We start from the raw sequence: 22,793 nt of genomic DNA on the forward strand, positions 1-22,793 counted from the left end.
CCGACCGGTTGCCGCCCTCCGGAAAGCCGACCGGTTGCCGTCCTCCGGGAAGCCGTCCTCCGGGAAGGGGGGCGGTGACAGGGCCCGGCCGCAGAGGACCGGCCGCGGGAGACCACCTACTGGAGCCCAGCCACAGAACGCCGGGCGCAGAAGACCGGGCGCAGAAGACCGGACGCAGAAGACCGGACGCAGAACACCGGCCGCCGGAGACCGGCCGCACAGGAGACCACCGAGGCGACCACCGAGGAGACCGGCACATGGGCCGTCACACCAAGGACTCTGTCGAGGTAGGACGCGCCGAGCGCATAGCGGCCGCGTCGGAGCGGGCGACTGCTCTCGGCACCGCCCCGCCGCCGGGCGTCGCCTACGCCCGAGAGGGCGTGCCGCCGCCCCTCGCCCCGCACGCCGGGGCCAGGCACGAGCACCGCTGGCTCGTCCTCGGCGTGATCGCGCTCGCCCAGCTCATGGTCGTCCTCGACGCGACCATCGTGAACATCGCGCTGCCCTCCGCGCAGCGCGATCTCGGCTTCACCGACGGAAACCGCCAGTGGATCGTCACGGCGTACGCGCTCGCCTTCGGCTCGCTGCTGCTGCTCGGCGGACGGATCGCCGACCTCGTCGGACGCAAGGTCGTCTTCCTGACCGGCCTCGTCGGCTTCGCCGTCGCCTCCGCGATCGGCGGCGCGGCGCCCAACTTCGAGGTCCTGGTCACGGCCCGGGCCCTGCAAGGTGTGTTCGGCGCGCTGCTCGCACCGGCGGCCCTCTCCCTCCTGACCACGACATTCACCGATCCGAAGGAACGCGCGAAGGCGTTCGGCATCTACGGCGCGGTCGCGGGTACGGGCGGCGCGGTGGGACTGCTGCTCGGCGGAGTGCTCACCGAGTATCTCGACTGGCGCTGGTGCCTGTACGTCAACCTCATCTTCGCGGCGCTTGCCTTCCTCGGCGCGCTGCGCCTGCTGCACCCCGGAGCCCCGCAGGACCGCCCGAAGCTCGACATCCCGGGCACGATCCTCGTCTCGGCGGGCCTGTTCTGCATCGTGTACGGCTTCTCCAACGCGGAGACACACGCATGGAGTTCGGTGCAGACCTGGGGATTCCTGGCAGTGGGCGGCGTGCTCATCGCGGCGTTCGCGGGATGGCAGACAAGAGCGAAGCACCCGCTCCTCCCCCTCCGCGTCGTACTGGACCGGGACCGGGGCGCCTCGTACCTGGCCATGTTCATCTCGGGCGCGGGCATGTTCGGGGTGTTCCTGTTCCTGACGTACTACCTCCAGCAGATCCTGCGGTACTCCCCGGTCAAGACCGGTCTCGCCTTCCTGCCCATGGTGTTCGCGATGATCGTCAGCTCGGTGATCGCGCAGAACAAACTGGTCCCCAGGCTGGGCGCGAAGCCGATCGTTCCGCTGGGCATGGGGCTCGGCGCTGCGGGGCTCGCGTGGATGACAGCCCTGGACGCGACCAGCGGCTACGTCGGACACGTCCTGCCTCCGCTCCTGGTGATGGGCGTCGGCATGGGCCTGATCTTCGCCCCGGCGATGAGCATGGCCACGGCGGGGGTGGCCGCGCACGACGCGGGCGTCGCCTCGGCAATGGTCAACACCAGCCAGCAGGTGGGCGGTTCGATCGGCACGGCTCTGCTCAACACGCTGGCGACGAGCGCGGCCACGAACTACCTGGTGGGCCGTCAACCCACCCCCGCGGCAAGGGTCCAGGCCCAGCTGCACAGCTACTCGACGGCGTACTGGTGGTCGGCGGCGTTCTTCGCGCTGGGCCTGGTGGTGTCGGTGACCCTGTACCGAAAGGGCCCGCCGCGACCGGCGGTGGGGCCTTCGGAGGGGGCGGTGCACATGTGAGGGGTGAGTGTCTCTTCCCCTCACGGTGCTGCGGCGCGTATGCCCGGGCCGGGCGGCTCCCAGGACATTTGTCCTGCGGCACTCGGGATTCTTCGCTCTGCCGCGGGACCCCTCCCCGACGGGAGTATCAGTGGTGTCGGCAAGGGGCCGGCGGGCACTGCGAAGTCGTGAGGGGAATGCCATGAGCGCGACGGTTGTGATGGAGACTCAGACTCCGGCTCCGGTTCAGGTTGGCGCCGAGACCGAGGTCCAGGGGGCTGGCGCCGAGGGTGTTGTGCTCAAGGGGCTGCCGAACTGGTACTTCCCGCTGGTGGGTCTCTTCGCGGGGATCTTCGACATCGCCCGTGCGTACCCGGTGCTTTACGCGCTGATCCCGGTGGTGGCGATCGTGCAGATCGTGCTCGCGTTCACGGTGCTCAAGGCCCGGATCCGGTACATGAAGTCGCTGTGGAAGAACAAGCGGACCCGGTTCCTGGCGCTTGGTCTGCTGGCTGTCCGGTTCGTCATCCGGTACGGGCTCGGCATCGCCGGTCTCGCGCTCGGGGCAGCTGCCGGTCAGCTGACGCTGGGCATCGTGATGGCGGTCATCGGCACCGCGATGGCCTGGGGCGACCAGTGGCTGATCCTCCGCACCCTCAAGCACGCCCAGGCCACCCAGGCCGCCCAGGCCGCCCAGACCGCTCAGCTCAGGACCGCCTGACTCCCGCCGCCCCCGACGTCACAGCAGCCCCCGCCCCTCCAGCCCCCAGGAGGACGGGGGCTCCCGCATGTTCAGGGCCCGGGCCGGCGGAGAGGTGCCGTCACCGCGCCGGTGCGGGGGTCGTGACCGTCTGGCGACCGCTCGTCCCCGCCGTCGGCCTCCGGTGGAGCAGGCCGACCGTGACCGCAGCCGCCGCGGACACCGCTCCGCCCAGGACCAGTGCGGCCCGGGGACCGGCGACGTGGGCCAGCCAGCCGATGCACGGAGCGACCAGGGGCGTCGTGCCGAGGGAGGCCAGCATGTACAGGCTCATCACCCGGCCCCGTATGTCGTCGCCGACGCCGAGCTGGAGCCGGGCCTTGGCGGCCGTCAGGAACACCAGGAGCGCCGTGCCCGTAGGAATGAGCATCAGCAGGAAGCTGAGCTGACTGGGCATCAGGCCGCTTGCCACTTCCAGGACGCCGAAGACGGCCGCCGCGGCCGCCATGTGGCCGCCGCTGGGCCGCTGGTAGCGGATGGCGAGCAGGGAGCCGAGCACGGATCCCGCGGCGAGTGCCGCGTTGCCGAGCCCGAAGGTGGCGGCCGGTGCCCGGTAGACGTGGGTGGCCATGAGGGCGGTGGTGATCTGGAAGTTCATGCCGAACGCGGCGACGACCGCGACGAGAACCAGCGTCCGCGCGAGATCGGGGTGCTCGCCCACGTAACGCAGCCCCGCCCGCACCTGACCGGCCGCGCGTGTGGTGGGCGGGGCCCGGTTCAGGGACCGGGGGTCCATGCGGAGCAGGCAGACGATCACTGCCAGGTAGGACAGCGCGTTGCCCACGAAGGCGGGTGCCGGGCCGAACAGCACGATGAGCGGGCCGGCCAGCGCGGGGCCCGCCATGCGGGCGAGGTTGAGGACGGCACTGTTGAAGGCCAGGGCGCTGACCAGCTGGCCGGGGCCGACGGATTCCGCGATGAACGCCTGAAGGGCGGGCTTCTCGACGACCATGGTCAGCCCGAACGCCAGGGCCAGGACGTAGAGGCCGCCCAGGCTGACCTTGCCCGTCACCACCAGGACGGCGGGAGCCAGCGCGATCACGCCCATCACCGCCTGGGTGGCCGTCAAGGTCCGCCGTCGCGAATACCGGTCCACGAGGACGCCGCCGTACGGGCCGAGAACCAGCAACGGCAGGAACTGCAGGGCCGTGGTGATGCCGAGGACGGTCCCGTTCCCGTGCGACAACTCCAGGGCCAGCCAGTCCTGGGCCACCTTCTGCATCCACGTTCCGGTGTTGGAGGCGGTCTGGCCCAGGGCGAGGAGCCGGAAGTTGGGGCTCTTCAGCAGGGGCCAGCGCCGCGACGGACGGGGCGGCAGGGGCAGGGTCCATCTCCTGGCCGGCGGGGAGTCGGTGTTCACCAGACGGCAGGCTCCTTCTGGGCTGCCGCGTCGAGGCGGGTCCGGCAGGCCGACACGATCGCGGGGGTGACGCCCGGCATCCAGGCCCGCCAGCCGACGTTGGCATTGACCTCGCACAGGGTGAAGCCACCGCCCGGAGTGAAGAGCAGATCGACCCCGGCCACGCGCAGGCCCAGAGCCTCCGCGGCCCGCACCGCGAGGTCCTCGCCCTGCGGATAGAGACCCGTGCACACTCTCCCGGTCCCGCCCAGCGCCAGGTTGGACCGGAACTCCCCCTCCGGCGCGGTACGGACCTGTGCCGCCACCGCCTGCCCGTCGACCACGATCACGCGCAGGTCGCGCCCGCACGAGTACTCCAGGTACTCCTGGAACAGGTACGGGCCGTCCTGGCTGAGGCTGCCCTGAATGCCTTGGAGCATCGCCTTGTGGGGAGCGAGGAACACCTGTTCGCCGCGGTGGCCCTGTACCGCCTTCACGACGCAGGGCTGCGGAGCCCCCGCGTGGATCGCATCCGCCAGCGGCGCATCGGCGTGCGTCCAGGTGTCGGGCACCGGAAGACCCGCCAACGCGAGCTGTTGCAGGTGCCAGAACTTGTTCAGACACGCCAGCACCGCATCGACCGGGTTCAGCAGAACGGTTTCCATCGCCTCCAGGTGCCGCAGCAGCGTGATCTCACGGTCCGTGCGCACCGCGGGAGTCCACACCCGCGCATACGCGAGCTTCGGCGGGGCCAGTTCACACCCGTCCAGGTCGAACAGCGCCAGTCGCCCGCCCCGCACGGCCATGAGGAGATCCTTGCTGCACACCACGGCACAGCGGTCACCGAACTCCGCGGAGAACGCCTCCGCGAGACGGCCCGTCAGTTCCCGCCCCCGGAGACCCGCCCCCAGTACGAACCAGAATTCGGCCGCACGGCCCCCCAGACACCCAGCACCGGTCGACTCGTCATCCGCCACGGACACACAACTCCCCTCACCCACCAGGTACGCGGACTCAGTCCGGGCCGCTGTGGCGCGGCGGGGGCTGCCTCAGTGCCCTTCGTACGCGGCGCTCGGGCCCGGAGAGGGCGGATCTCTCCGATCCGCTTACCGCACCGAACGTACACACTGATGGGCACTTCATGGCGTTAATAACTCCCGCTTTGCGGCATATGGGTGAGTGCCCGAGGTGTCCGTCGGCGCGCAGAGGGTCTCGGGACGCAGGCGTCGGTCACCACCCTCTGCCCCGGCTCCCAGGACATTTGTCCTGCGGCAGTCGGGATTCTTCGCTCTGCCGCGGGACCCCTCCCCGACGGGAGTATCAGTGGTGTCGGCAAGGGGCCGGCGGGCACTGCGAAGTCGTGAGGGGAACGCCATGAGCGCGACGGTTGTGATGGAGACTCAGACTCCGGTTCGGGTTCAGGTCGACGCCGAGGTCGAGGCCCAGGGGCCCGCCATCGAGGGTGTTGTGCTCAAGGGGCTGCCGAACTGGTACTTCCCGCTGGTGGGTCTCTTCGCCGGGATCTTCGACATCGCCCGTGCTTACCCGGTGCTTTACGCGCTGATCCCGGTGGTGGCGATCGTGCAGATCGTGCTCGCGTTCACGGTCCTCAAGGCCCGGATCCGGTACATGAAGTCGCTGTGGAAGAACAAGCGGACCCGGTTCCTGGCGCTTGGTCTGCTGGCCGTCCGGTTCGTCATCCGGTACGGGCTGGGTGTCGCCGGTCTGGCGCTGGGTGCGGCTGCCGGTCAGCTGACGCTGGGCATCGTGATGGCGGTCATCGGTACGGCGATGGCCTGGGGCGACCAGTGGCTCATCCTGCGCACCCTCAAGCACACCCAGGCCGCCCAGCTCAAGACCGCCTGACCCGTCTGGGCCCGCTACTTCCCCGGCGCCAGGATCCCCCGGTTCTCCAGGAAGGCGAGGACATGTCCGCAGTCGACGCAGGCCACGCTCGTCAGGTAGCTCTTGCTGGCGAACATCTTGTCCGGCCGGAAGAACCTGGCCGAGAGGAGCGCGGCGCCCGTCTGCAGCGTGACGGACTCCAATTTCCCGTCGCACAGCGGGCAGGACTCCGGTGGTACGGAGGGCAGTTGCGGTATCGCCATGGCGCCGATCCTATGCAGCCGCCCCGCTCAGGACGCCTTGACCTCCCAGACGAACCGCGTCCACGCGTCGACGCCCACCACGAGTACTGGCCCGCTCGGGTTCTTGCTGTCCCGCACCGGGACGACGCGTTCGTAGCCATCGGCCACCTCGACGCAGTCGCCCCCTTCGGCATTGCTGTACGACGATTTACGCCATGCTCGGTCGGCTACCTCAAGGCAGCTCCCGCCCTCAGCGTTGCTGTGCGAGGACTTACGCCATGCTCCGTCGGCTACCTCGACGCAGTCCCCGCCCTCTTCGTTGCTGTACGAAGACCTGCGCCACACCCCCTCAGCCAACTCCACGCAGTTACCGTTGTCAGCATTGCTGTAGGACGACTTGCGCCAGCGGGCGTCGGCCAGAGTGCGCGTTATTTTCATGCTGCGTAGTCCTCCATCACCGCCCGGATCATTTGAAGGGATGCCTTCGGCGGCAGAGCGGCGGCCCTGCCCAAATCGTAGGTCTTCACATACCTCGCTACTAGGGCGGGACTGTCCAACAGCTGTCCTGAGTAAGCCGATTCGGTGTACACGACGGGCGGCGCGTCAGCGAAGGACATCACCCTGAACGCCCCGTCCATCAGCGGATGCGCCCCCGCCGACAGCGGAATCACCTGCACCAGCACACGATGGTGCTCGATCAGCTCGACCATGTGGGCCAGTTGGGCTCGCATCACCTCCGAACCGCCAACGGCGGCCCGCAGCACCACCTCATGGACGATGAACCACACCTCCGGTGACTCCGGGCCGTTCAGCAACTGGGCCCGTTCCTGTCGCGTGCTGACGCTCTTCTCGATGGACTCGTCGCTCGTGAACGGCCGGGACGCCCGGATCAGGGCGCGGGTGTACTCGGGCGTCTGAAGCAACCCCGGCACGATCATCGGCGCGTACTCGCAGATCGCGGAAGCCATCGCCTCAAGCTCCGCCGCCAAGCGGAAGTACTCCGCATGCTGCGAGGCCTGCTCCATCGCCTCGCACATGCGGGTCAGAATCCCGTCCGTGTGCAGGGCCGCGTCCAGCAGCTTGGCCATTTCCTTCGTCGGGCGGCGGGTCGCCGACTCCATCAGCCCGATGTACGCCCCGGAGCAGAAGACCAGCGCGCCCAGCTCCTCCTGGGAGAGCCCCGCCTCCTCGCGTTTGCGGCGGAGCTCGGTGCCGTAGAAGGCGCGGGGTGAGTCCCACGGGTTGAGGTCCTTGGGCCGCACGATAGTCAACTCCCCTGTCTGATCGCCCTGTTGGCGGGACCCGGCATTCGACCCCACGAGGGTAGCTGCGCAGGGTCACCCCGCGTACACGGAACGTGAAATCACCCGTACGGCCCCAGCCGGTGCGGCAAACCATTAGATATGCGGGATTACGGCTACTTTCCTCAGTTATGGGAGTTTCGAGTTCCGCGAAGCGGATGCTGGTCGGGCGGCCGCTGGACACCAGCCGGCTCGGTGAGACGCTGCTGCCCAAGCGGCTCGCGCTGCCGATCTTCTGTAGCGACCCGCTCTCCTCGGTCGCCTACGCCACCGAGGAGATCCTGCTGATCCTCGCGCTCGGCGGAGCCGCCCTGCTGCACCTCACCTGGTACGCGGCGGCGGCCATCATCTTCCTGCTGGTGGTCGTGGTGGCCTCGTACCGGCAGACTTGTTACGCCTATCCGGGGGGCGGCGGCGCGTACATCGTCAGTGCCGAGAACCTCGGGCCCACCGCCGCGCTCACCGCGGCCAGCGCGCTGCTCGTCGACTACGTACTGACGGTCGCGGTCTCCGTCGTGTCCGGCGTCGCCGCCATCACATCGGCCGTCCCCTCGCTCGCCGATCACCAAGTCGCCCTGTCCGTCACGTTCGTGGTGATCCTGACCGTCATGAACCTGCGAGGGGTGAGGGAGTCGGGGAGGGTGTTCGCCATCCCCACCTACGGCTTCGTGCTCGTGATCTACGTGATGTTCGCGTTCGCCGCCGTGCGGCTCGCGACCGGCGCGACCATCCGCGCCGAGTCCGCCCACCTGCCCATCCAGGCGGCCGGAACGTACGCCGGGATCGCCGTCGTGCTGCTCGCCATGCGCGCCTTCGCCTCCGGGTGTACGGCCCTGACGGGCGTGGAGGCGATCAGCAACGGCGTGCCCGCGTTCCAGAAGCCGAAGAGCCGCAACGCCGCCAACACCCTTGCCGCGATGGGCCTGTTGTCGGTCACCATGTTCGCCGGGATCACCGCGCTCGCCATGGTCTACCAGGTCCATGTGGCCGCCGATCCAACCGAGTTGGGGCTGCCCGCCGGTACCGCGATGTCCACCGCGCTCGCGCAGATCGCGCGGGCCACGTTCGGGCACGTGGACATCATGTTCTATCTGGTGCAGGCCTTCACCGCGGGCGTGCTCGTCCTCGCCGCGAACACCGCGTTCAACGGGTTCCCGATGCTCGCCTCGATCCTGGCCCGCGACCGGTACGCGCCGCGCCAGCTCTACAACCGGGGCGACCGGCTCGTCTATTCCAACGGTGTCGTGCTGCTCGCGCTGGCCGCGATCGCGCTGATCGTGGCGTTCGACGCCGAGCTGACGCGGCTGATCCAGCTGTACATCATCGGCGTCTTCGTCTCGTTCACGCTGTCGCAGGCCGGCATGGTCAAGCACTGGCGCAAGGAGCTCGCGACCCCGGCGGGCCGGGAGAACCGGCGGCACATCCACCGCTCGCTCGCCATCAACTCGGTCGGCGCGACCATGACCGCGATCGTCCTCGTCATCGTGCTGATCACCAAGTTCACGCACGGTGCCTGGCTGGTGATCATCGCGATGCCGCTCCTGTTCGTCGGGATGAAGGGCGTACGACGGCACTACGACCAGGTGGCGAGGGAGGTGGCCGTCGAGCCGGACGCCAAGCCGCGCAGGCCGTCCCGCCACCACGCGTTCGTCCTCGTATCCAGCGTGCACGCGCCCACCCTGAAGGCGATCGGCTTCGCCCAGGCGCTGCGGCCCGACACCCTGACCGCGCTCACGGCCGCCGCCGACGAGGACGCGGTCAAGCTGCGCGACATGTGGGCCACGCACGACCTGGGCGTACCGCTGAAGATCATCCAGTCGCCGTACCGGGAGGTCGTCGGCCCGGTCCTCGCGCATGTGAAGGAGACGGCGGACTCGGATCCGAGCGCGATGGTGTCGGTGGTCATCCCCGAGTACATCGTGGGCCACTGGTGGGAGCAGCCGCTGCACAACCAGAACGCGCTGCGCCTGAAGGCGCGGCTGCTGTTCATGTCGGGGGTGACGGTCATCGACGTGCCGTATCGCCTGCAGTCCGCGCGGAAGGACGAGCCGGTCAAGCAGTGACGCCGTAGGGCTCCCGTAGTACTCGGGAGCCACCCCCTAGCTCTCGGGAGCCACCCGCGAAGTGGGCTCTCCAGCGCGACGCCGACGACATCGGCCGCTTCGTAACTTCCTTGTCGACAGCAGTACTTCACCGGTACTCGATCGGCACGGAAGGTTCCTCCCCCATGGCGTCGTCCCCGCACGGCCAGCAACCACACGGCAGGCATCCGCGCACGGGGAGGCTCCCCATCGGCCGGTTGCGCCGCACCCTGATCGCGCTGCTCGTCGCCGCGTCGGTGGCTGTGCCACTGTCGGGCGCGGCCCGGCCGGCAGCTGTGCCCGCCCCCGCTCCGGCCGCCCTCGGCCCGCTCACGGTGGCCGGTCTCGACGGCCGGTACGCGGCCAACCGCGGCAACATCCTGGCCGCCGAGAAGATGGCCGACGACTACGGAAACCGGCGCAGGGCGCGGGCGCTTGGCGCGATGGCGGAGCCGGGCCGGAACTTCCTCTCCTTCGACGGGCGCGACGGCGGACGCACCGCCGAGGTGTTCGGCGACCTGCCCCACGCGGAGCGCATCGCAGTGCTGGTCCCGGGCTCGGACACCAGCCTCGACCAGTACGGGCGGCTGAGGAACGGCGCGCTGGCCCTGTCGCGGCAGCTCGGCCCGCGCGCGGCCGTCATCGCCTGGATGGGGTACGAGACCCCGGCCACGGCGAGCCCCGAGATCCTCACGCCGGGCCGGGCGGATGACGCGACACCCGAACTGACGTCATTTGTCGGTGAGTTGAGGTCCACCTGGCCCGCCGCGCGCATCTCACTCCTCTGCCACTCCTACGGCTCGGTGGTCTGCGCGAAGGCGGCGTCCCGCGTCGACGTCGCCGACATCGTCCTGTACGGGAGCCCGGGTACAAGCTTCGACACGGCGGCCGCGCTGCGCACCCGCGCCACGGTGTGGGCGGGCCGGGGCGGTGCCGACTGGATCTCCGACGTGCCGCACGCCAGTCTCCAACTTCCCTTCCTGACCCTCGGGTTCGGGACCGACCCCGTGTCCCGCCACTTCGGCGCCCACCTCTTCGACGCGGGGCCCGGCGGTCACAGCGACTACCTGGCGCCCGGCTCCGTACCGCTGAAGAACATCGCCCGGATCGTGAACGGACAGCTTCCGATCGGACCGACACCGCTGGGGGGTCGTCGTGCGTGAACTCATCCGTCGCATCGAGGAGGCGACCCCGGCCGACCGTGACCGTGCCGTGGACGCGCTGCGTGCCTTCGCCATCCTCGGGGTGGTGCTCGGCCACTGGCTGGTCACCGCGCTCGTCTTCGACAGCGGCACGGTGCACGCCGCGAGCCCGCTCCAGGGCATGCCTCAACTGGCTCCCATATCCTGGGTGTTCCAGACGCTGGCCGTGTTCTTCCTGGTGGGCGGGCAGGTCGCGACGAAGAGTTACGCGTCCGCCCGCGCCCGGGGTGCGACGTACGGCCAGTGGCTGGGAGCGCGCCTCGGCAGGCTGTTCCGGCCGGTGGCGGCGGTGCTCGTGGTGTGGCTGGTCGCGGCGGGCGGGATGCTGGCGTCGGGGGTCGGGCTCGACACGCTGCACACCTTGCTCAAGCTGGTGCTGTCCCCGTTGTGGTTCCTGCTCGTCTTCGCGGCCCTGACGGCGGCGACCCCGCTGGTGTCCCGGGTGCATCCGCTGTGGCCGCTCGCGGTCGTCCTGTACGTGGACGTGTACCGCTTCGGGAACGGCGGGGCGCAGTGGACGGGGTGGATCAACCTGCCGGCGGGGTGGCTGGTGCCGTACTGCCTGGGGGCGCTCTGGGCCCGGCGGGGTGCGCGCACCTCGCTGCGGACGACGGGGTGGGTGCTGCTGGTCGGGGGCTCCGGGGCCACCGCGCTGCTCGTGCTGTTCGCGGGCTATCCCGCTTCGATGGTCGGGGTGCCGGGGGCCGCGATATCCAACCTGAACCCGCCGACGCTGGCGGCCGTCACGTTCGGGCTCGCGCAGTGCGGAGCGGCGTTGCTGCTGCTCGGGCCGTTGCGCAGGGTGCTGCGGCGGCCGGCGCTGTGGGCGCTGGTGGCACTGGTGAACCTGTCCGCGATGACGATCTTCCTGTGGCACCAGACGTCGATGATGGCGGTCACGTGCCTGGGCCTGTTCGCGGGCGGGGACCTGCCCGGACTGCACACCGTGCCCGACGGCGGCACATGGGTGCTGGCCCGGCTGGCCTGGCTGCCGGTGTTCGCGCTGATGCTGACGGTGTGCTGGCTGACGTTCCGTACGTACGAACAGTCGAGGCGCGGGCGCGGGGGATCGCGAGTGGTGCGTGAAGGACGGCCCGGCCGGACGAGGGAGGCGCGGCGTGCCTAGGGTGAGCTTCGTGAAAAAGGGGGATGCCGAACACGGGCGGGGCGTGCGACGGTTGACGGTGGCCGGGCTGCGGGGGGTGCCGCGCACCCTGCGCCAGGACCTGCTGAGCGCGTCCGGGCCGCAGCCGCGGGGCGAGCAGCAGGGGTGGCTGCTTTGGCGGCCCGCGCTCGCGGTGCCGCTGCTGATGATCTCGGTGTTCCTGCTGGTGGCCGGAAGTGTCGAGTACTCCCGCCGCTTCCACCTCGGGATGACGGCCGGGGTGGTGCTCGCCGGGGTGCAGGCGGGGGCGCTGGTCGCCGCGCTGTACCGGCCGCGTACGGCCTGGTGGACGACGACGGGTGTGACGGTCGTCGCCGCACTGGGAGCCGAACCCCGGGCCGATCCGGACGCGCTCTACCCCTGGAGCACGGTCGGGATCGCGGTGACCTCCGGGGTGCTCCTGCTCGTCGCGCTCACGCACCGGCCCCGGGTGGCCGTCGAGACGCTGGTGATCAGCCTGGCGGCGGGCGTGCTCTGCTCGCTCCTGCACACCCGGCCACACAATTCGCCCAGCGCGGGGCTCGCGTTCGTGTGCTTCTCGATCGCGGTCGTGGTGGGGGCGGCGCTGCGGGGCCGGCGGGTGGCCCGTACGCAGCTCGTCGTGCAGGAGGAGATCACCGCCGAGGAGCGGGCCCGGCGCACGCTCCTTGAGGAGCGCAGCCGGATCGCGCGCGAGCTGCACGATGTGGTGGCCCACCACATGTCGGTCATCTCCATCCAGGCGCAGGTTGCCCCACACCTTGTGGAAAACCCTTCGGAGGAGCTGAAGGAGAACCTGGCGGGGATACGGCAGAACGCCGTGGAGGCGCTGACCGAACTGCGGCGGGTGCTGGGGGTGCTGCGGTCGGAGGACCCTGTGGCGGAGGGGGCGGTACCGGGTGCGGTGGGGGCGGGCGCCCGCCATGCGCCGCAGCCGTCGCTGGAGCGGCTTGATGAGCTGGTCGCCAACGTGCGCGGCGCGGGGGTGCCGGTGACCGCCGATGTGGTGGGCACCGCGCGTGCGCTCTCGCCCGGGGTGGAACTGTCCGCCTTCCGCATCGTGCAGGAGGCGCTGAGCAATGCGATGCGGCACGCGCCGGGGGCGGCGGTCCGGGTGGTGGTCGCGCACCATCGGGCGGAACTCGTCGTGCGGGTCACGAATACGGCGCCGGACCGCCCGGTCGCACCGTCCCCCGGCGCCGGCCACGGGCTGCTCGGGATGCGGGAGCGTGCTGCGATGCTGGGCGGCGAACTGGCGGTGGGGGCCACGGCCGACGGCGGTTACGAAGTGACCGCCACCCTTCCGCTGAACACGCCTGTGCCGAACACGTCTCCACCGAAGGGCAACCCGTCATGATCCGCGTCCTGATAGCCGACGATCAGATGATGGTGCGTCAGGGATTTACGGTGCTGCTCAACGCGGAGCCGGACATCGAGGTGGTGGGGCAGGCCGTCGACGGCCTGGATGCCGTGGCCCGTACCGCCGAACTCGCCCCCGACGTCGTCCTGATGGACATCCGGATGCCGGAACTGGACGGCATCGAGGCCACCCGTCGCATCACGGGGGCGGCCGGTTCGCAGGTGAAGGTGCTCGTTCTCACCACCTTCGACCTCGATGAGTACGTCTACGAGGCGCTGCGCGCGGGGGCGTCCGGGTTTCTGCTGAAGGACGCCTCCGCCGATGAACTCGCCAACGCGGTGCGGGTGGTGGCGTCCGGGGATGCCCTGCTCGCCCCGAACCTCACCAAGCGCCTGATCGTCGAGTTCTCGCGGCTGACGGAGGCGCCGCGGGCTCCGCTGAAGGGGCAGGTGGATGCGTTGACGGAGCGCGAGACGGAGGTGCTGTCCCTGATCGCGCAGGGGCTGTCGAACGCTGAGATCGCGTCCGGCCTGGTGCTGGCCGAGCAGACCGTGAAGACCCACGTGAGCCGCATCCTGGTCAAGCTGGGCCTGCGCGACCGCACCCAGGCGGCGGTGTTCGCGTACGAGTGCGGCCTGGTGAGGCCGGCCGGGTACTGACCCGGGGGCGTGGGACCGCGTCCCAGGCCCCCCGCGTCATCCCCGCATCATGACGTTTGTCATCCGGAGCCGGTGCCCGCGGACACTGATGGCGCGGCAGGGCGCGGACGTAATTTTGGGGACATGGAGATCACGAAGAACACCGCGTCCCCGGCCCGCCGCACCGAGTGGAGCCTGTCCCTGCTCGGCGGCCTCAAGCACCGCGGCGCCTTCCGGGCGCACGAGCGCACCGTGCACATCGCGGCCGTCGGCGGGGCCAAGCTCGACCACACCGACGCGACGCTCCCGGCCGGTTCGACCCGCCTCGTGAAGGCGGCCCTGGTCGGCGGCGCGGAGCTGGCCTACCCCGAGGGCGCCTGTGCCGAGGTCGACGCCTTCTCGGTGTTCGGCGGCGTGGACCTCACGGTCCCGGCGGGTACGACGGTCGAGGTCAGCGGGTTCTCCCTGCTCGGCGGACGCAGCCGCAGCCTGGCGGGCGAGCCCGGTGGCGCGGTGGTCAAGGTGCGCGCGTACTCGCTGGTCGGCGGCGTCAAGGTACGCCAGGGCCAGTAGCGACGGCCCCCTCCTTCGGGGAGGGCCGTCGCAGCAGCGCGCTCGGATCCACCCCTGCCTACAACCAGCCGTACCGCCGCGCGTACCACACCTTGATCACTTGGGTGAGCGTGCAGTAGGCAAGCAGCACCCCCACCAGCCACGGGAAGTACGACATCGGCACCGGCACGAAGCCCAGCGTCGCGGCCAGTGGCGAGAAGGGGAGGTACAGGCCCGTCGCCACCGCCAGGATCGTCATCACCATCACCGGCCACGTCGCCCGGGACTGGATGAAGGGGATCTTGCGCGTACGGATCATGTGGACGATCAGGGTCTGCGACAGCAGGCCCTCGATGAACCAACCCGACTGGAACAGCGCCTGGTTGGATTCCGAGTTCGCGCCGAAGACGTTCCACATGATCACGAACATCGCGATGTCGAAGATCGAGCTGATGGGCCCGATCGTCACCATGTAGCGCCCGATCCCCTTCGCGTCCCAGTTGCGCGGCTTGCGCAGGTACTCCTCGTCCATGCGGTCCCACGGCGTGGCCAGCTGGGCGATGTCGTACACCAGGTTCTGTACGAGCAGCATGATCGCCAGCATCGGCTGGAACGGGATGAACGCCGATGCGACAAGCACCGAGAAGACGTTGCCGAAGTTCGAGGACGCCGTCATCTTGACGTACTTGATCGTGTTGCCGAAGGTCGTGCGGCCCTGCACCACGCCCTGTTCGAGAACCGTCAGGTCCTTCTCGAGAAGGACGATGTCCGCCGACTCCTTGGCGATGTCCACCGCCGTGTCGACGGAGATGCCGACGTCCGCGTCCCGCAGTGCCGCCGCGTCGTTGATGCCGTCCCCGAGGAAGCCCACCGTGCGCCCCTCGGCCTGCAGAGCCCGTACGATACGGGCCTTCTGCACCGGGTTGGTCTTCGCGAACACCGTTGTCGCGGAGGCGAGTTGGCGCAGCCCGGTCTCGTTGAGGGCGTCCAGCTCCGGGCCCGTCACGACCGTACCCACCTCGATGCCCACGTCCGCGCAGACCCGCGCCGCGACCAGCTCGTTGTCGCCGGTGATCACCTTCACCGCGATGCCGTTGTCCGCGAGGCCGCGCAGCGCGGCGGCCGCGTCCGCCTTCGGCGGGTCGAGGAAGGCGAGGAAGCCGACCAGGGTCAGGCCGGACTCGTCCGCGACGGTGTAGGTGTCGCGCGGGGTCGGCATCGTACGGGTGGCGACGGCCAGGACCCGCAGTCCCTGGCGGTTGTTGTCCTCGGCGGTACGGGTGACGTGCCAACGCAGCTGTTCGGTGAGCTCGACCTCCTCGCCCCGGTCCCTCATGTGCGTACAGAGGCCGAGGACCTCCTCCACCGCGCCCTTGGTGATCAGGACGTGCTCTGCCCGGCCCGCCTTGCCCAGCAGGCCGTTGCGACGGAGAACGACGGACATCCGGCGCCGGGCGAAGTCGAAGGGGATCTCGTCGACCATCGAGAACCGTGCGTCGACGACAACCTCCTCGGCCTCGTCGACGCGGTCGATGACCGCCCGGTCCATGAGGTTGCGCAGGCCGGTCTGGAAGTGGGCGTTCAAGTACCCGTACTCCAGGACCTCGTTGTCCTCCCTGCCGTGCACGTCGAGGTAGCGGTCCAGGACGATGCGGTCCTCGGTGAGCGTGCCCGTCTTGTCGGTGCACAGGACGTCCATCGCGCCCAGGTTCTGGATCGCGTTGAGCCGCTTGACGACGACCTTCTTCTTCGCCATCGCGACGGCGCCGCGCGCGAGGTTCGCGGAGACGACCATCGGCAGCATCTCGGGCGTGAGCCCGACCGCGACGGCGACGGCGAACAGGAACGCCTCGTCCCAGTCGCCCTTCGTGATCCCGTTGATCGCGAACACGACGGGGACCATCACCAGCATGAAGCGGATCAGCAGGAAGCTGACCCTGCGCACCCCGTTGTCGAAGTTGGTCTGCGGACGCTCCCCGACGAGTGAGCCCGCCATCGAACCGAAGTAGGTGTCCGCTCCGGTGGCGACCACCACTCCCGTAGCGGTACCGGACGTTACGGACGTACCCATCAGGCAGAGGTTGTCCGCGTCGACGGGGTCGGCCGACGGGGAGCTGTTGTCCTCCCCGCTCCTCGCATCGGCCTTGGCGACCGGCAGCGACTCGCCCGACAGGGCCGCCTGACTGACCATCAGGTCCTTGGCGGTGACGAGCCGCAGGTCCGCCGGGATCAGGTCGCCCGCCCCCAGCTTGACCATGTCGCCCGGGACCACCTGGTCCATCGGGATCTCGACGGTGGTCGTCATCGCCCCGCGACCGGCCCGGCGCTGGACGGCTGTGGTCGTGGTGACCAGCTTCTTCAGCGCGTCGGCGGCCCGCCCGGAGCGGAACTCCTGCCAGAAGCGCAGCAGTCCGCTGACGGCGACCATCACGGACAGGATGACGACGCCGGGGTCGGCCGGGTCCTGCCAGTACATGACGGCGGCGAGGAAGACGAGTACGGCGATGAACGGGTTCGCGTACGCCCTGGCCAGCTGTGCGTACCAGCGCGGGGCACGCTCCTGGGCGACCACGTTGAGGCCGTGCCGCTCCTGGCGGTCGAGCACCTCGGCCTGGCAGAGCCCTTCGCGGCCGATACCGTAGTCCTTGAGTACGTGGGCGGTGGGCTGCGCGGCGATGGCGCCGAGCCGCTCGCCGACGACGCGGGTACGGGCCTCCAGCTCGGCGGCCCGCCGCTCCCGCCGCCCACGCCGGCCCGGCGGTGCGAGCTTCTCGGGGGTGGGGGTGGGGGTAGGGGTAGGGGTAGGGGTGAGCATGGTCATGACGAAACCTCCTGGGGTCGTCAGGGGTGGGACGGGGTGGGGTTGGGGAATGGGTGTGCGCGGCGTTCGAGCGCATGCCGAGCGGGGCGCACGCCGCGTATGCGGAGGTGCGCTCTGCTCCGGGAAAAGTGCCGGGCGGCCGGATCAGCCGACGGGCAGGGGGCGGCGAGGACTTCGGTCGGGACTCATTCCCGAACACCTCCTCGCTGCGGGCACGGAGACGACGGCCGTGCGTGTATTTGCGTCGATACGAAAGTAACATACTTGCGTGGACGTGAAAGTAGCGCGAAGGGCCTGGTGGGAGTCAGGGCTCTGAGCCCGGCCCCGAGCTCATGCTTTCGGCGGGTCGTGCGGGCCGGGTCCCGGCCCAACGGCCGATCCGCGGAGGGCGCGCCGCCCGGCACGATCGAGGGATGGACTTCAGCGGCCTGCTATCGCCCGCCGCCGCCCGCGCTGAACCGCGTTCTTCCTGCGTCTCCACCCGGGGGTGACCTCATGCTGCCGCACGTGCTGTATCTGATCGGTGTCGCCGCGTTCGCGGCCAGTGGTGTGCTGGCCGCGCACCGGGCGAACATGGACCCCTTCGGCGGCCTGGTCCTGGCCTTCGCCGCGTCCGTGTCCGGCGGCACCCTGCGCGACCTGATCCTCGACCGCCACCCGTTGTACTGGACGCACGACTGGGTCCTGCTGACCGTCATCGCCTGCACCGCCGGCGCCACGATGCTGTACCTGCGACGCCGGGAACTTCCGCGCCGTTCGCTGATGGTGGTGGACGCGGTGGGCCTCGCGGTGGTGACGGTGATGGGCGCCCGCGCCGCGGTGGACGCCGGGGTCACCCCGGCCGCGGTGGTGATCCTCGCCGTCCTGACCGGCGTCACGGGCGAGGTCGTGCGCGACGTCCTGTGCGGCCAGTTCCCGCCGCTGCTGCTCCGCGAGGAGGTGTACGCGACCGCCGCGCTGGCCGGCGCGGTCTGCTACCAGGTCCTGCACTGGCTGGAGGCGGGCCCGGCCCTGACGACGGTCGCCGCCGCCGGGATCGTTCTGGCGCTGCGGCTGACGGCGGTCTTCCGGGATCTGCATCTGCCGCGGTTGCAGGGGGTGCGCTGATTCCGGTGGTGGCTCAGACCTCGCGCCGCGAGAACAGCGCGTACGCCACGAACGCGGCCACCAGCGTCCACAGCAGCAGGACCGCGCCGCCACCCGCGGGTGTCAGGTCGCCGGGTTCCTGATGGACCTGCATCAGCCGCAGCCCGGCCCGGTCCGGCAGCAGGCGGGCGAAGGCGGCGAGTCGCGACGAGGCGCCGAGCAGGCTGGACACGAGGAACAGCAGCGGCAGCAGAATGCCGAGCGCGGCGATCGACCGCCGCACCATGAAGGTGACCGCCCCCGCGCAGCCGGAGATGAGCGCGCCGTAGAGACCGGCCCCCAGCGTCGTACGCAGCACGTCTGCGAGCGGGAGTTCGGACGGCGCCGCGCCCAGGGCCCGGGTGCCGCAGAGCAGGGCCGCGCTGCCGGTCAGCAGGCCCCAGGCGAGACCGGTGGCCGCGAGCAGGGTGAGTTTGGCCGTCAGGAACCGGGCCCGGCCGGGCACCGCGGCGAGCGAGGTGCGGATCATGCTGGTGCCGAACTCCGACCCCACCGACAGGACGGCCAGGACCACGAGGGCGAGCTGGCCGAGCTGCATTCCGGAGTAGGAGAGCCCGATGGGGTCGAAGCCCGTACGGTCGGCCGGTGCCGCGCGCCGGAACTCGGGTCCGATCAGCAGGCAGAGCAGCAAGCCGGTCAGTACGGTCACGAGGAGCCCGGTGAGCAGCAGTGCCGGGGTGGAACGCAGCGAGCGCAGTTTGATCCACTCGGCGGCGAGCGCGTCACGCACGGCCGGCCACCTCGCTCCGGCGCCCGCCGGTGAAGGGCGTGCCCGCCCGGTACTCGGCGGCCTCGTCGGTCAGCCGTAGATAGATGTCCGCCAACTCCGGCTCCACTGGGGTGAGTTCATGGATCGCGCAGCCCTGCTGCGCGGCGAGGTCGCCGATCCGGCGTGCGGAGAGGCCGGTCACGAGGACCAGCCCGTTCGGGCTGTTGTCGTGGGTCAGCTCTGCTCCGGCGTTTCTCAACGCTACGGCCATGGCGGGGAGTTGGCCGGATCGCAGTCTGACCGCCGGGGTTCCGCCGCGCAGGAGGTCGCCGAGGGGGCCGTCGCTGAGCACCCGGCCCTGACCGATGACCAGGACGTGGTCGGCGACCAGGGCCATCTCGTTCATCAGATGGCTGGAGACGAGCACGGTGCGGCCCTCGTCGGCGAGGGCGCGCATCAGCGTGCGGAACCAGCGAATGCCCTCCGGGTCGAGGCCGTTCACCGGCTCGTCCAGGATCAGCAGTTCCGGGTCGCCGAGCAGGGCGGCGGCGATGCCGAGCCGCTGCCGCATGCCGAGCGAGAACCCGCGTACCGGTCTGCGCGCGGCGGTGGTCAGCCCGACCAGTTCGAGCACCTCGTCCACCCGCGCCGGTGCGATGCGATGGGTGCGGGCGAGCCAGCCGAGGTGGGCGCGCGGGCTGCGGGCGGGGTGGACGGCCGAGGCGTCGAGCAGGGCGCCCACGGACCGCAAGGGCGCGGGGAGTTCGCGGTAGGGGACGCCGAGGACGGTCGCGGTCCCGGAGTCGGGCCGCCCCAGACCCATGATCATGCGCAGGGTGGTCGACTTGCCCGCCCCATTGGGCCCGAGGAACGCGGTCACCCGGCCCGGAGAGACGTGGAAGGAGAGGTCGTCCAGGATGCGTCGGCCCGCGTAGGTCTTCACCAGGCGCTGTACGTCGATCATTCGCCGTCTCCAGTGGTGGGGGCGAGGGCGCCGAGGTCGATGGTCCGGTCGATGAGCAGGGGCTCGCCGACGTCCAGGTGGGACACCAGGACGGTGGTCAGCCCCTCCCGGCCCCGTCGCCGCAGGTCGTCGGTGACCGAGGCGGCGGCGGCCTGGTCGAGCGCGTTGAACGGCTCGTCCAGGAGAAGGAGTTGGGGCGCGTGCGCGGTGGCACAGACGTAACCGAGCTTCTTGCGCTGGCCGAGGGAGAGCTCCCCGACGAGTACGTCCCGGCGGTCCGCGAGCCCCAGTGCCCCGGCGCGATCGAGCAGCGCCTTCCTGCGGACACCCCACAACCGGGCCACCAGCGCCAACTGCTCGCCCGTGGTGAGGTGTTCGTACAGCGGGGGCGGCTCCTGCAGGAAGCCGCGCAGGGCACGGACCGCCCGGTCGCCGGGGTCGCGGCCCGCGACGGTGACCGAGCCGGCCGACGGTGTGCACAGGCCGGCGAACACGGAGAGGAGGGTGCTCTTTCCGCAGCCGTTCGGTCCCGCGAGACGGACCGATTCCCCTGCCTCGATGCGCAGGTCGAGGCCGCCGAAGAGTTCGGTCTCGCCGCGCCGGACGGAGAGGCCTGATGTCGCGATCACTGAGGTTCCCCCGAGGGTCGGTGGGCGAGTGGTGGGCGTGGTCCGGGCAGGTCCGTGCCGCTCAGGCGGCGCAGACCGAGCGCGAACACCGCCAGTACGGCGCCGAGGAGCGCGCATCCCAGGAGGCTGTTCGCGAGGCCGTCGGTGAGCGACCCGACCAGCGCGAGGCCCGCTGTCGCGGGCAGCGTGAGGAGCGCTGCGAACACGCCCTCCACCAGGTCCGCCGTCGGGGGCCGCGAGACCCGCCCCGCGTCGAAGCCCTCGGTACGCGGCACCGCGTACCAGGTGAGGACCGAGGCGCCGCCCGTCGCGAGCGCCACGACGGGCAGCAGCAGGACGGCCACGCCCCACTCGGCGCCGCTCACCCCGCCCAGTGCGGCCACCCCGAGGAAGAGCGGCGCCGTCACGGCGAGTACGGCCAGAGCGCAGGCGACGGCCTTCGCCGCCGGCCAGGCGCCCGACGGCAGCGGGGACTGGCGCAGCAGGTCCCAGGAGTCCCGGTCGGCCTCGATGCCGCAGCTCTGGATCACCTCGCCCGTCGTCATCAGGGCCGCCGCGACGAGCAGACCTGCGAGCGCGGGCGCGGGCAGCTGCCACAGCGGGCTGTCGAGGGCGGCCGCGATCCCCGCGCAGAACGCCCCGCAGGCGATGCTCAGCCGCTGCAGCCGGGCGAGCCCGCCGACCACCGCCGGGTCGCCGCGCCGCAGCCGCAGCCGGGTCAGCCTCAGGACGAGTGACAGGGGCGTCGGCCCGCGGGGGGCGGTGCGCGGGCGCCCGGCGGTGCGGTGGCGGATCCGGTACGGGGCCGAGGGGTTGGCCGCGTCGCGCCGGGCGGTGGCCCGCACGCGCACGGCAGCGATGGCGGCCGCGAGCACGGCCACCGCGAGGTAGCCCGCGGCGGTCCAGCCGAGCCGGGCCGGGGTGTGCAGGGTGGTCCACAGGCCGGGGCGGCCGGAGGCGAGCGCGTCCGCGACCACGCGGGTCACCGTGGCCTCGGCCTCGTCCGGAGTCGCCCCGAGGGTCCGGACGAAGGGAGCCGCGAACAGGCCGGCGCAGCAGCCGGCCACCCCGGCGAGCAGCGCCCGGGGCAGCTGCGCGACCCGGGCGACCCGCACCATGAACAGGGCGACCAGCAGGACGCGCAGGGCCCCGGCCACAGCGACGGTCCCGCAGGCGTTGACGGCGAGGACGGGCAGCAGGTCGCGGCCGTGGCCGGTGACGGCGAGCCAGGGCAGCGCGACCGCGCCGAGGGCGACCAGGAGCGCGAGGGCGGTCCCGGCCGTGGGAACGACGAGCCGGGCGGCGACCACCTGGCCCCGGGACACCGGCAGCGTACGCAGCACGCTCATGTCGGCCGGACGCACCAGGGAGCGGGCCGACGACAGGTCGGCGCCCAGGAGTTGGGCCGCCGTCCAGGCCACCGCCGGGGCCCAGGTCAGCGAGGCGAGACCGGCGGGCGTGAGGCCGCCGACCGGGGCCAGCGCGCCCAGGGTGCGGCCGAGCAGCACCAGGGCGCCGAGCACCGCCGCCGTACCGGCGGACAGGATGACGACGGCCGCGCGCCGCCGCCGACGGCCCTCGGTGCCCTCGCCGGACATGAGGTTCAGGCGTCTGCGGGTGTCGGCAAGGCACAGCGCGGCGACCACGTGCGGCCACCGGGCGGGGCCCGTGGAGTCAGACCTCATCCGGCGCGGGCTCCTTCCGGCGCCGCCGGGCCCCACCGGCGTACCGCTGGGCGGGGCAGAGCACCGCGGCCGGGATGACGAGCGCCACGAAGATCCCCGCGAGCAGGTGCAGGCCGGACGCCCCCGGGAGTCTGAGGCCGAGGAAGCCGAGGGGAGCCCACCACACCACGCCGCCGACGACGATCAGCAGGCCCCCGGACCGGGCGAAGGACACCATCAGGCCCATCACGACCAGCACGATGCCGCTGATCAGCCAGACGAAGCTGAGCAGGTGGAGGATGTCCATCACCTTGCCGGGGTCCCCGGTGAGGTCGTCCGAGGCCTCCACCGCCCGTCTTGTCGCGTCCACGCTGGTGCTGAACCGCGCGAAGTACGCGAGGGCACAGGCGCCGGACGTCACCGCCGCGACCCCGCCCGCGATCCGCACGGCCGGATGTACCAGGCCGTCCGCGATCACGGCCCAGCAGCGCAGGGCGAGTTCGATGACTTTCCGGTTCCCCAGGATGCTGAGGACAAGACGCTGGATCACAGTTCTCCGGC

At 71.0% G+C, this 22,793-nt stretch carries 21 protein-coding genes; 10 read left to right on the forward strand and 11 right to left on the reverse strand.

Translation table 11 applies throughout. The features are described from left to right. The first annotated feature begins 464 nt into the window (after positions 1–464). Positions 465–1,856, forward strand: coding sequence for an MFS transporter (locus IE206_RS29885; RefSeq protein ID WP_373301003.1), 1,392 nt, complete (start codon positions 465–467; stop codon positions 1,854–1,856). A 181-nt stretch (positions 1,857–2,037) separates the two neighbouring features. Next, entirely contained in the window at positions 2,038–2,556 is a 519-nt protein-coding gene (locus IE206_RS29890) for a hypothetical protein (protein ID WP_189967521.1), read from the forward strand. Between the two features lie 100 nt (positions 2,557–2,656). On the opposite strand, the gene IE206_RS29895 is transcribed toward IE206_RS29890, so the two are convergent. Both IE206_RS29895 and IE206_RS29900 read right to left on the reverse strand, forming a co-directional pair. After that, positions 2,657–3,955: an MFS transporter gene (locus tag IE206_RS29895; protein WP_189967523.1), complete on the reverse strand. Its 1,299-nt coding sequence runs from the start codon at positions 3,953–3,955 to the stop codon at positions 2,657–2,659. After that, entirely contained in the window at positions 3,952–4,917 is a 966-nt protein-coding gene (locus IE206_RS29900) for a RimK family alpha-L-glutamate ligase (RefSeq protein WP_189967525.1), read from the reverse strand. Before IE206_RS29900 ends, IE206_RS29895 begins: the two co-directional genes overlap by 4 nt. Before the next feature lie 391 nt (positions 4,918–5,308). Here IE206_RS29900 and IE206_RS29905 point away from each other — a divergent pair, with 391 nt between their 5' ends. After that, on the forward strand, positions 5,309–5,800 hold the full coding sequence (locus IE206_RS29905; RefSeq protein WP_189967527.1) for a hypothetical protein: 492 nt from the start codon (positions 5,309–5,311) through the stop codon (positions 5,798–5,800). Positions 5,801–5,814: 14 nt separating this feature from the next. Here IE206_RS29905 and IE206_RS29910 read toward each other — a convergent pair whose 3' ends face one another. From IE206_RS29910 to IE206_RS29920, 3 genes are read right to left on the reverse strand one after another with little or no spacing between them, the layout of a single operon-like run. Further along, a complete protein-coding gene (locus tag IE206_RS29910; protein ID WP_189967529.1) occupies positions 5,815–6,042 on the reverse strand; it encodes a hypothetical protein in 228 nt (75 codons plus the stop codon). Positions 6,043–6,069: 27 nt separating this feature from the next. Then, positions 6,070–6,459 (reverse strand): DUF397 domain-containing protein, encoded by a 390-nt coding sequence (locus tag IE206_RS29915; RefSeq protein WP_189967531.1) that lies wholly within the window; start codon positions 6,457–6,459, stop codon positions 6,070–6,072. After that, entirely contained in the window at positions 6,456–7,283 is an 828-nt protein-coding gene (locus IE206_RS29920) for a helix-turn-helix domain-containing protein (protein WP_308433962.1), read from the reverse strand. Before IE206_RS29920 ends, IE206_RS29915 begins: the two co-directional genes overlap by 4 nt. A gap of 170 nt (positions 7,284–7,453) precedes the next feature. Between IE206_RS29920 and IE206_RS29925 the strand changes: the two genes are divergently transcribed. The 6 genes from IE206_RS29925 (at position 7,454) to IE206_RS29950 (ending at position 14,320) form a co-directional block, all read left to right on the forward strand. After that, on the forward strand, positions 7,454–9,385 hold the full coding sequence (locus tag IE206_RS29925) for an APC family permease (RefSeq protein ID WP_226600151.1): 1,932 nt from the start codon (positions 7,454–7,456) through the stop codon (positions 9,383–9,385). Between the two features lie 164 nt (positions 9,386–9,549). Next, entirely contained in the window at positions 9,550–10,566 is a 1,017-nt protein-coding gene (locus tag IE206_RS29930; protein ID WP_189967533.1) for an alpha/beta hydrolase, read from the forward strand. After that, positions 10,559–11,731, forward strand: coding sequence for an acyltransferase family protein (locus tag IE206_RS29935; RefSeq protein WP_189967535.1), 1,173 nt, complete (start codon positions 10,559–10,561; stop codon positions 11,729–11,731). Before IE206_RS29930 ends, IE206_RS29935 begins: the two co-directional genes overlap by 8 nt. Positions 11,732–11,741: 10 nt before the next feature. Further along, entirely contained in the window at positions 11,742–13,106 is a 1,365-nt protein-coding gene (locus IE206_RS29940; RefSeq protein ID WP_189967537.1) for a sensor histidine kinase, read from the forward strand. Beyond that, positions 13,103–13,768 carry a response regulator gene (locus IE206_RS29945; RefSeq protein ID WP_189967539.1) on the forward strand — a complete coding sequence of 222 codons (666 nt, stop codon included), beginning with the start codon at positions 13,103–13,105 and terminating at the stop codon, positions 13,766–13,768. The genes IE206_RS29940 and IE206_RS29945 overlap by 4 nt, the downstream gene beginning before the upstream one ends. A gap of 123 nt (positions 13,769–13,891) precedes the next feature. After that, a complete protein-coding gene (locus tag IE206_RS29950) occupies positions 13,892–14,320 on the forward strand; it encodes a hypothetical protein (protein ID WP_189967540.1) in 429 nt (142 codons plus the stop codon). Between the two features lie 58 nt (positions 14,321–14,378). Here IE206_RS29950 and mgtA read toward each other — a convergent pair whose 3' ends face one another. Next, on the reverse strand, positions 14,379–17,120 hold the full coding sequence (gene mgtA, locus IE206_RS29955; RefSeq protein WP_189967542.1) for a magnesium-translocating P-type ATPase: 2,742 nt from the start codon (positions 17,118–17,120) through the stop codon (positions 14,379–14,381). 495 nt (positions 17,121–17,615) lie between these two features. Between mgtA and IE206_RS29960 the strand changes: the two genes are divergently transcribed. Then, a complete protein-coding gene (locus IE206_RS29960; protein ID WP_189967544.1) occupies positions 17,616–18,227 on the forward strand; it encodes a trimeric intracellular cation channel family protein in 612 nt (203 codons plus the stop codon). Positions 18,228–18,240: 13 nt separating this feature from the next. On the opposite strand, the gene IE206_RS29965 is transcribed toward IE206_RS29960, so the two are convergent. The 5 genes from IE206_RS29965 to IE206_RS29985 are packed head-to-tail and all read right to left on the reverse strand — an operon-like array spanning position 18,241 to position 22,782. Then, positions 18,241–18,996, reverse strand: a complete 756-nt coding sequence (locus IE206_RS29965; protein WP_189967547.1) for an ABC transporter permease — start codon at positions 18,994–18,996, stop codon at positions 18,241–18,243. Then, complete coding sequence (locus IE206_RS29970) at positions 18,989–19,939, reverse strand: ABC transporter ATP-binding protein (protein WP_189967549.1); 951 nt, start codon at positions 19,937–19,939, stop codon at positions 18,989–18,991. Before IE206_RS29970 ends, IE206_RS29965 begins: the two co-directional genes overlap by 8 nt. Then, positions 19,936–20,568, reverse strand: coding sequence for an ATP-binding cassette domain-containing protein (locus IE206_RS29975; protein ID WP_189967551.1), 633 nt, complete (start codon positions 20,566–20,568; stop codon positions 19,936–19,938). Before IE206_RS29975 ends, IE206_RS29970 begins: the two co-directional genes overlap by 4 nt. Continuing rightward, a complete protein-coding gene (locus IE206_RS29980; protein ID WP_189967553.1) occupies positions 20,565–22,253 on the reverse strand; it encodes a hypothetical protein in 1,689 nt (562 codons plus the stop codon). The genes IE206_RS29975 and IE206_RS29980 overlap by 4 nt, the downstream gene beginning before the upstream one ends. Continuing rightward, the gene (locus IE206_RS29985) at positions 22,243–22,782 is read right to left on the reverse strand and encodes a hypothetical protein (RefSeq protein ID WP_189967555.1); all 540 of its coding nucleotides are present in this window, start codon (positions 22,780–22,782) and stop codon (positions 22,243–22,245) included. Before IE206_RS29985 ends, IE206_RS29980 begins: the two co-directional genes overlap by 11 nt. Positions 22,783–22,793: the final 11 nt, after the last annotated feature.

The organism is Streptomyces violascens, assembly GCF_014649955.1.
Lineage (GTDB): Bacteria > Actinomycetota > Actinomycetes > Streptomycetales > Streptomycetaceae > Streptomyces > Streptomyces violascens.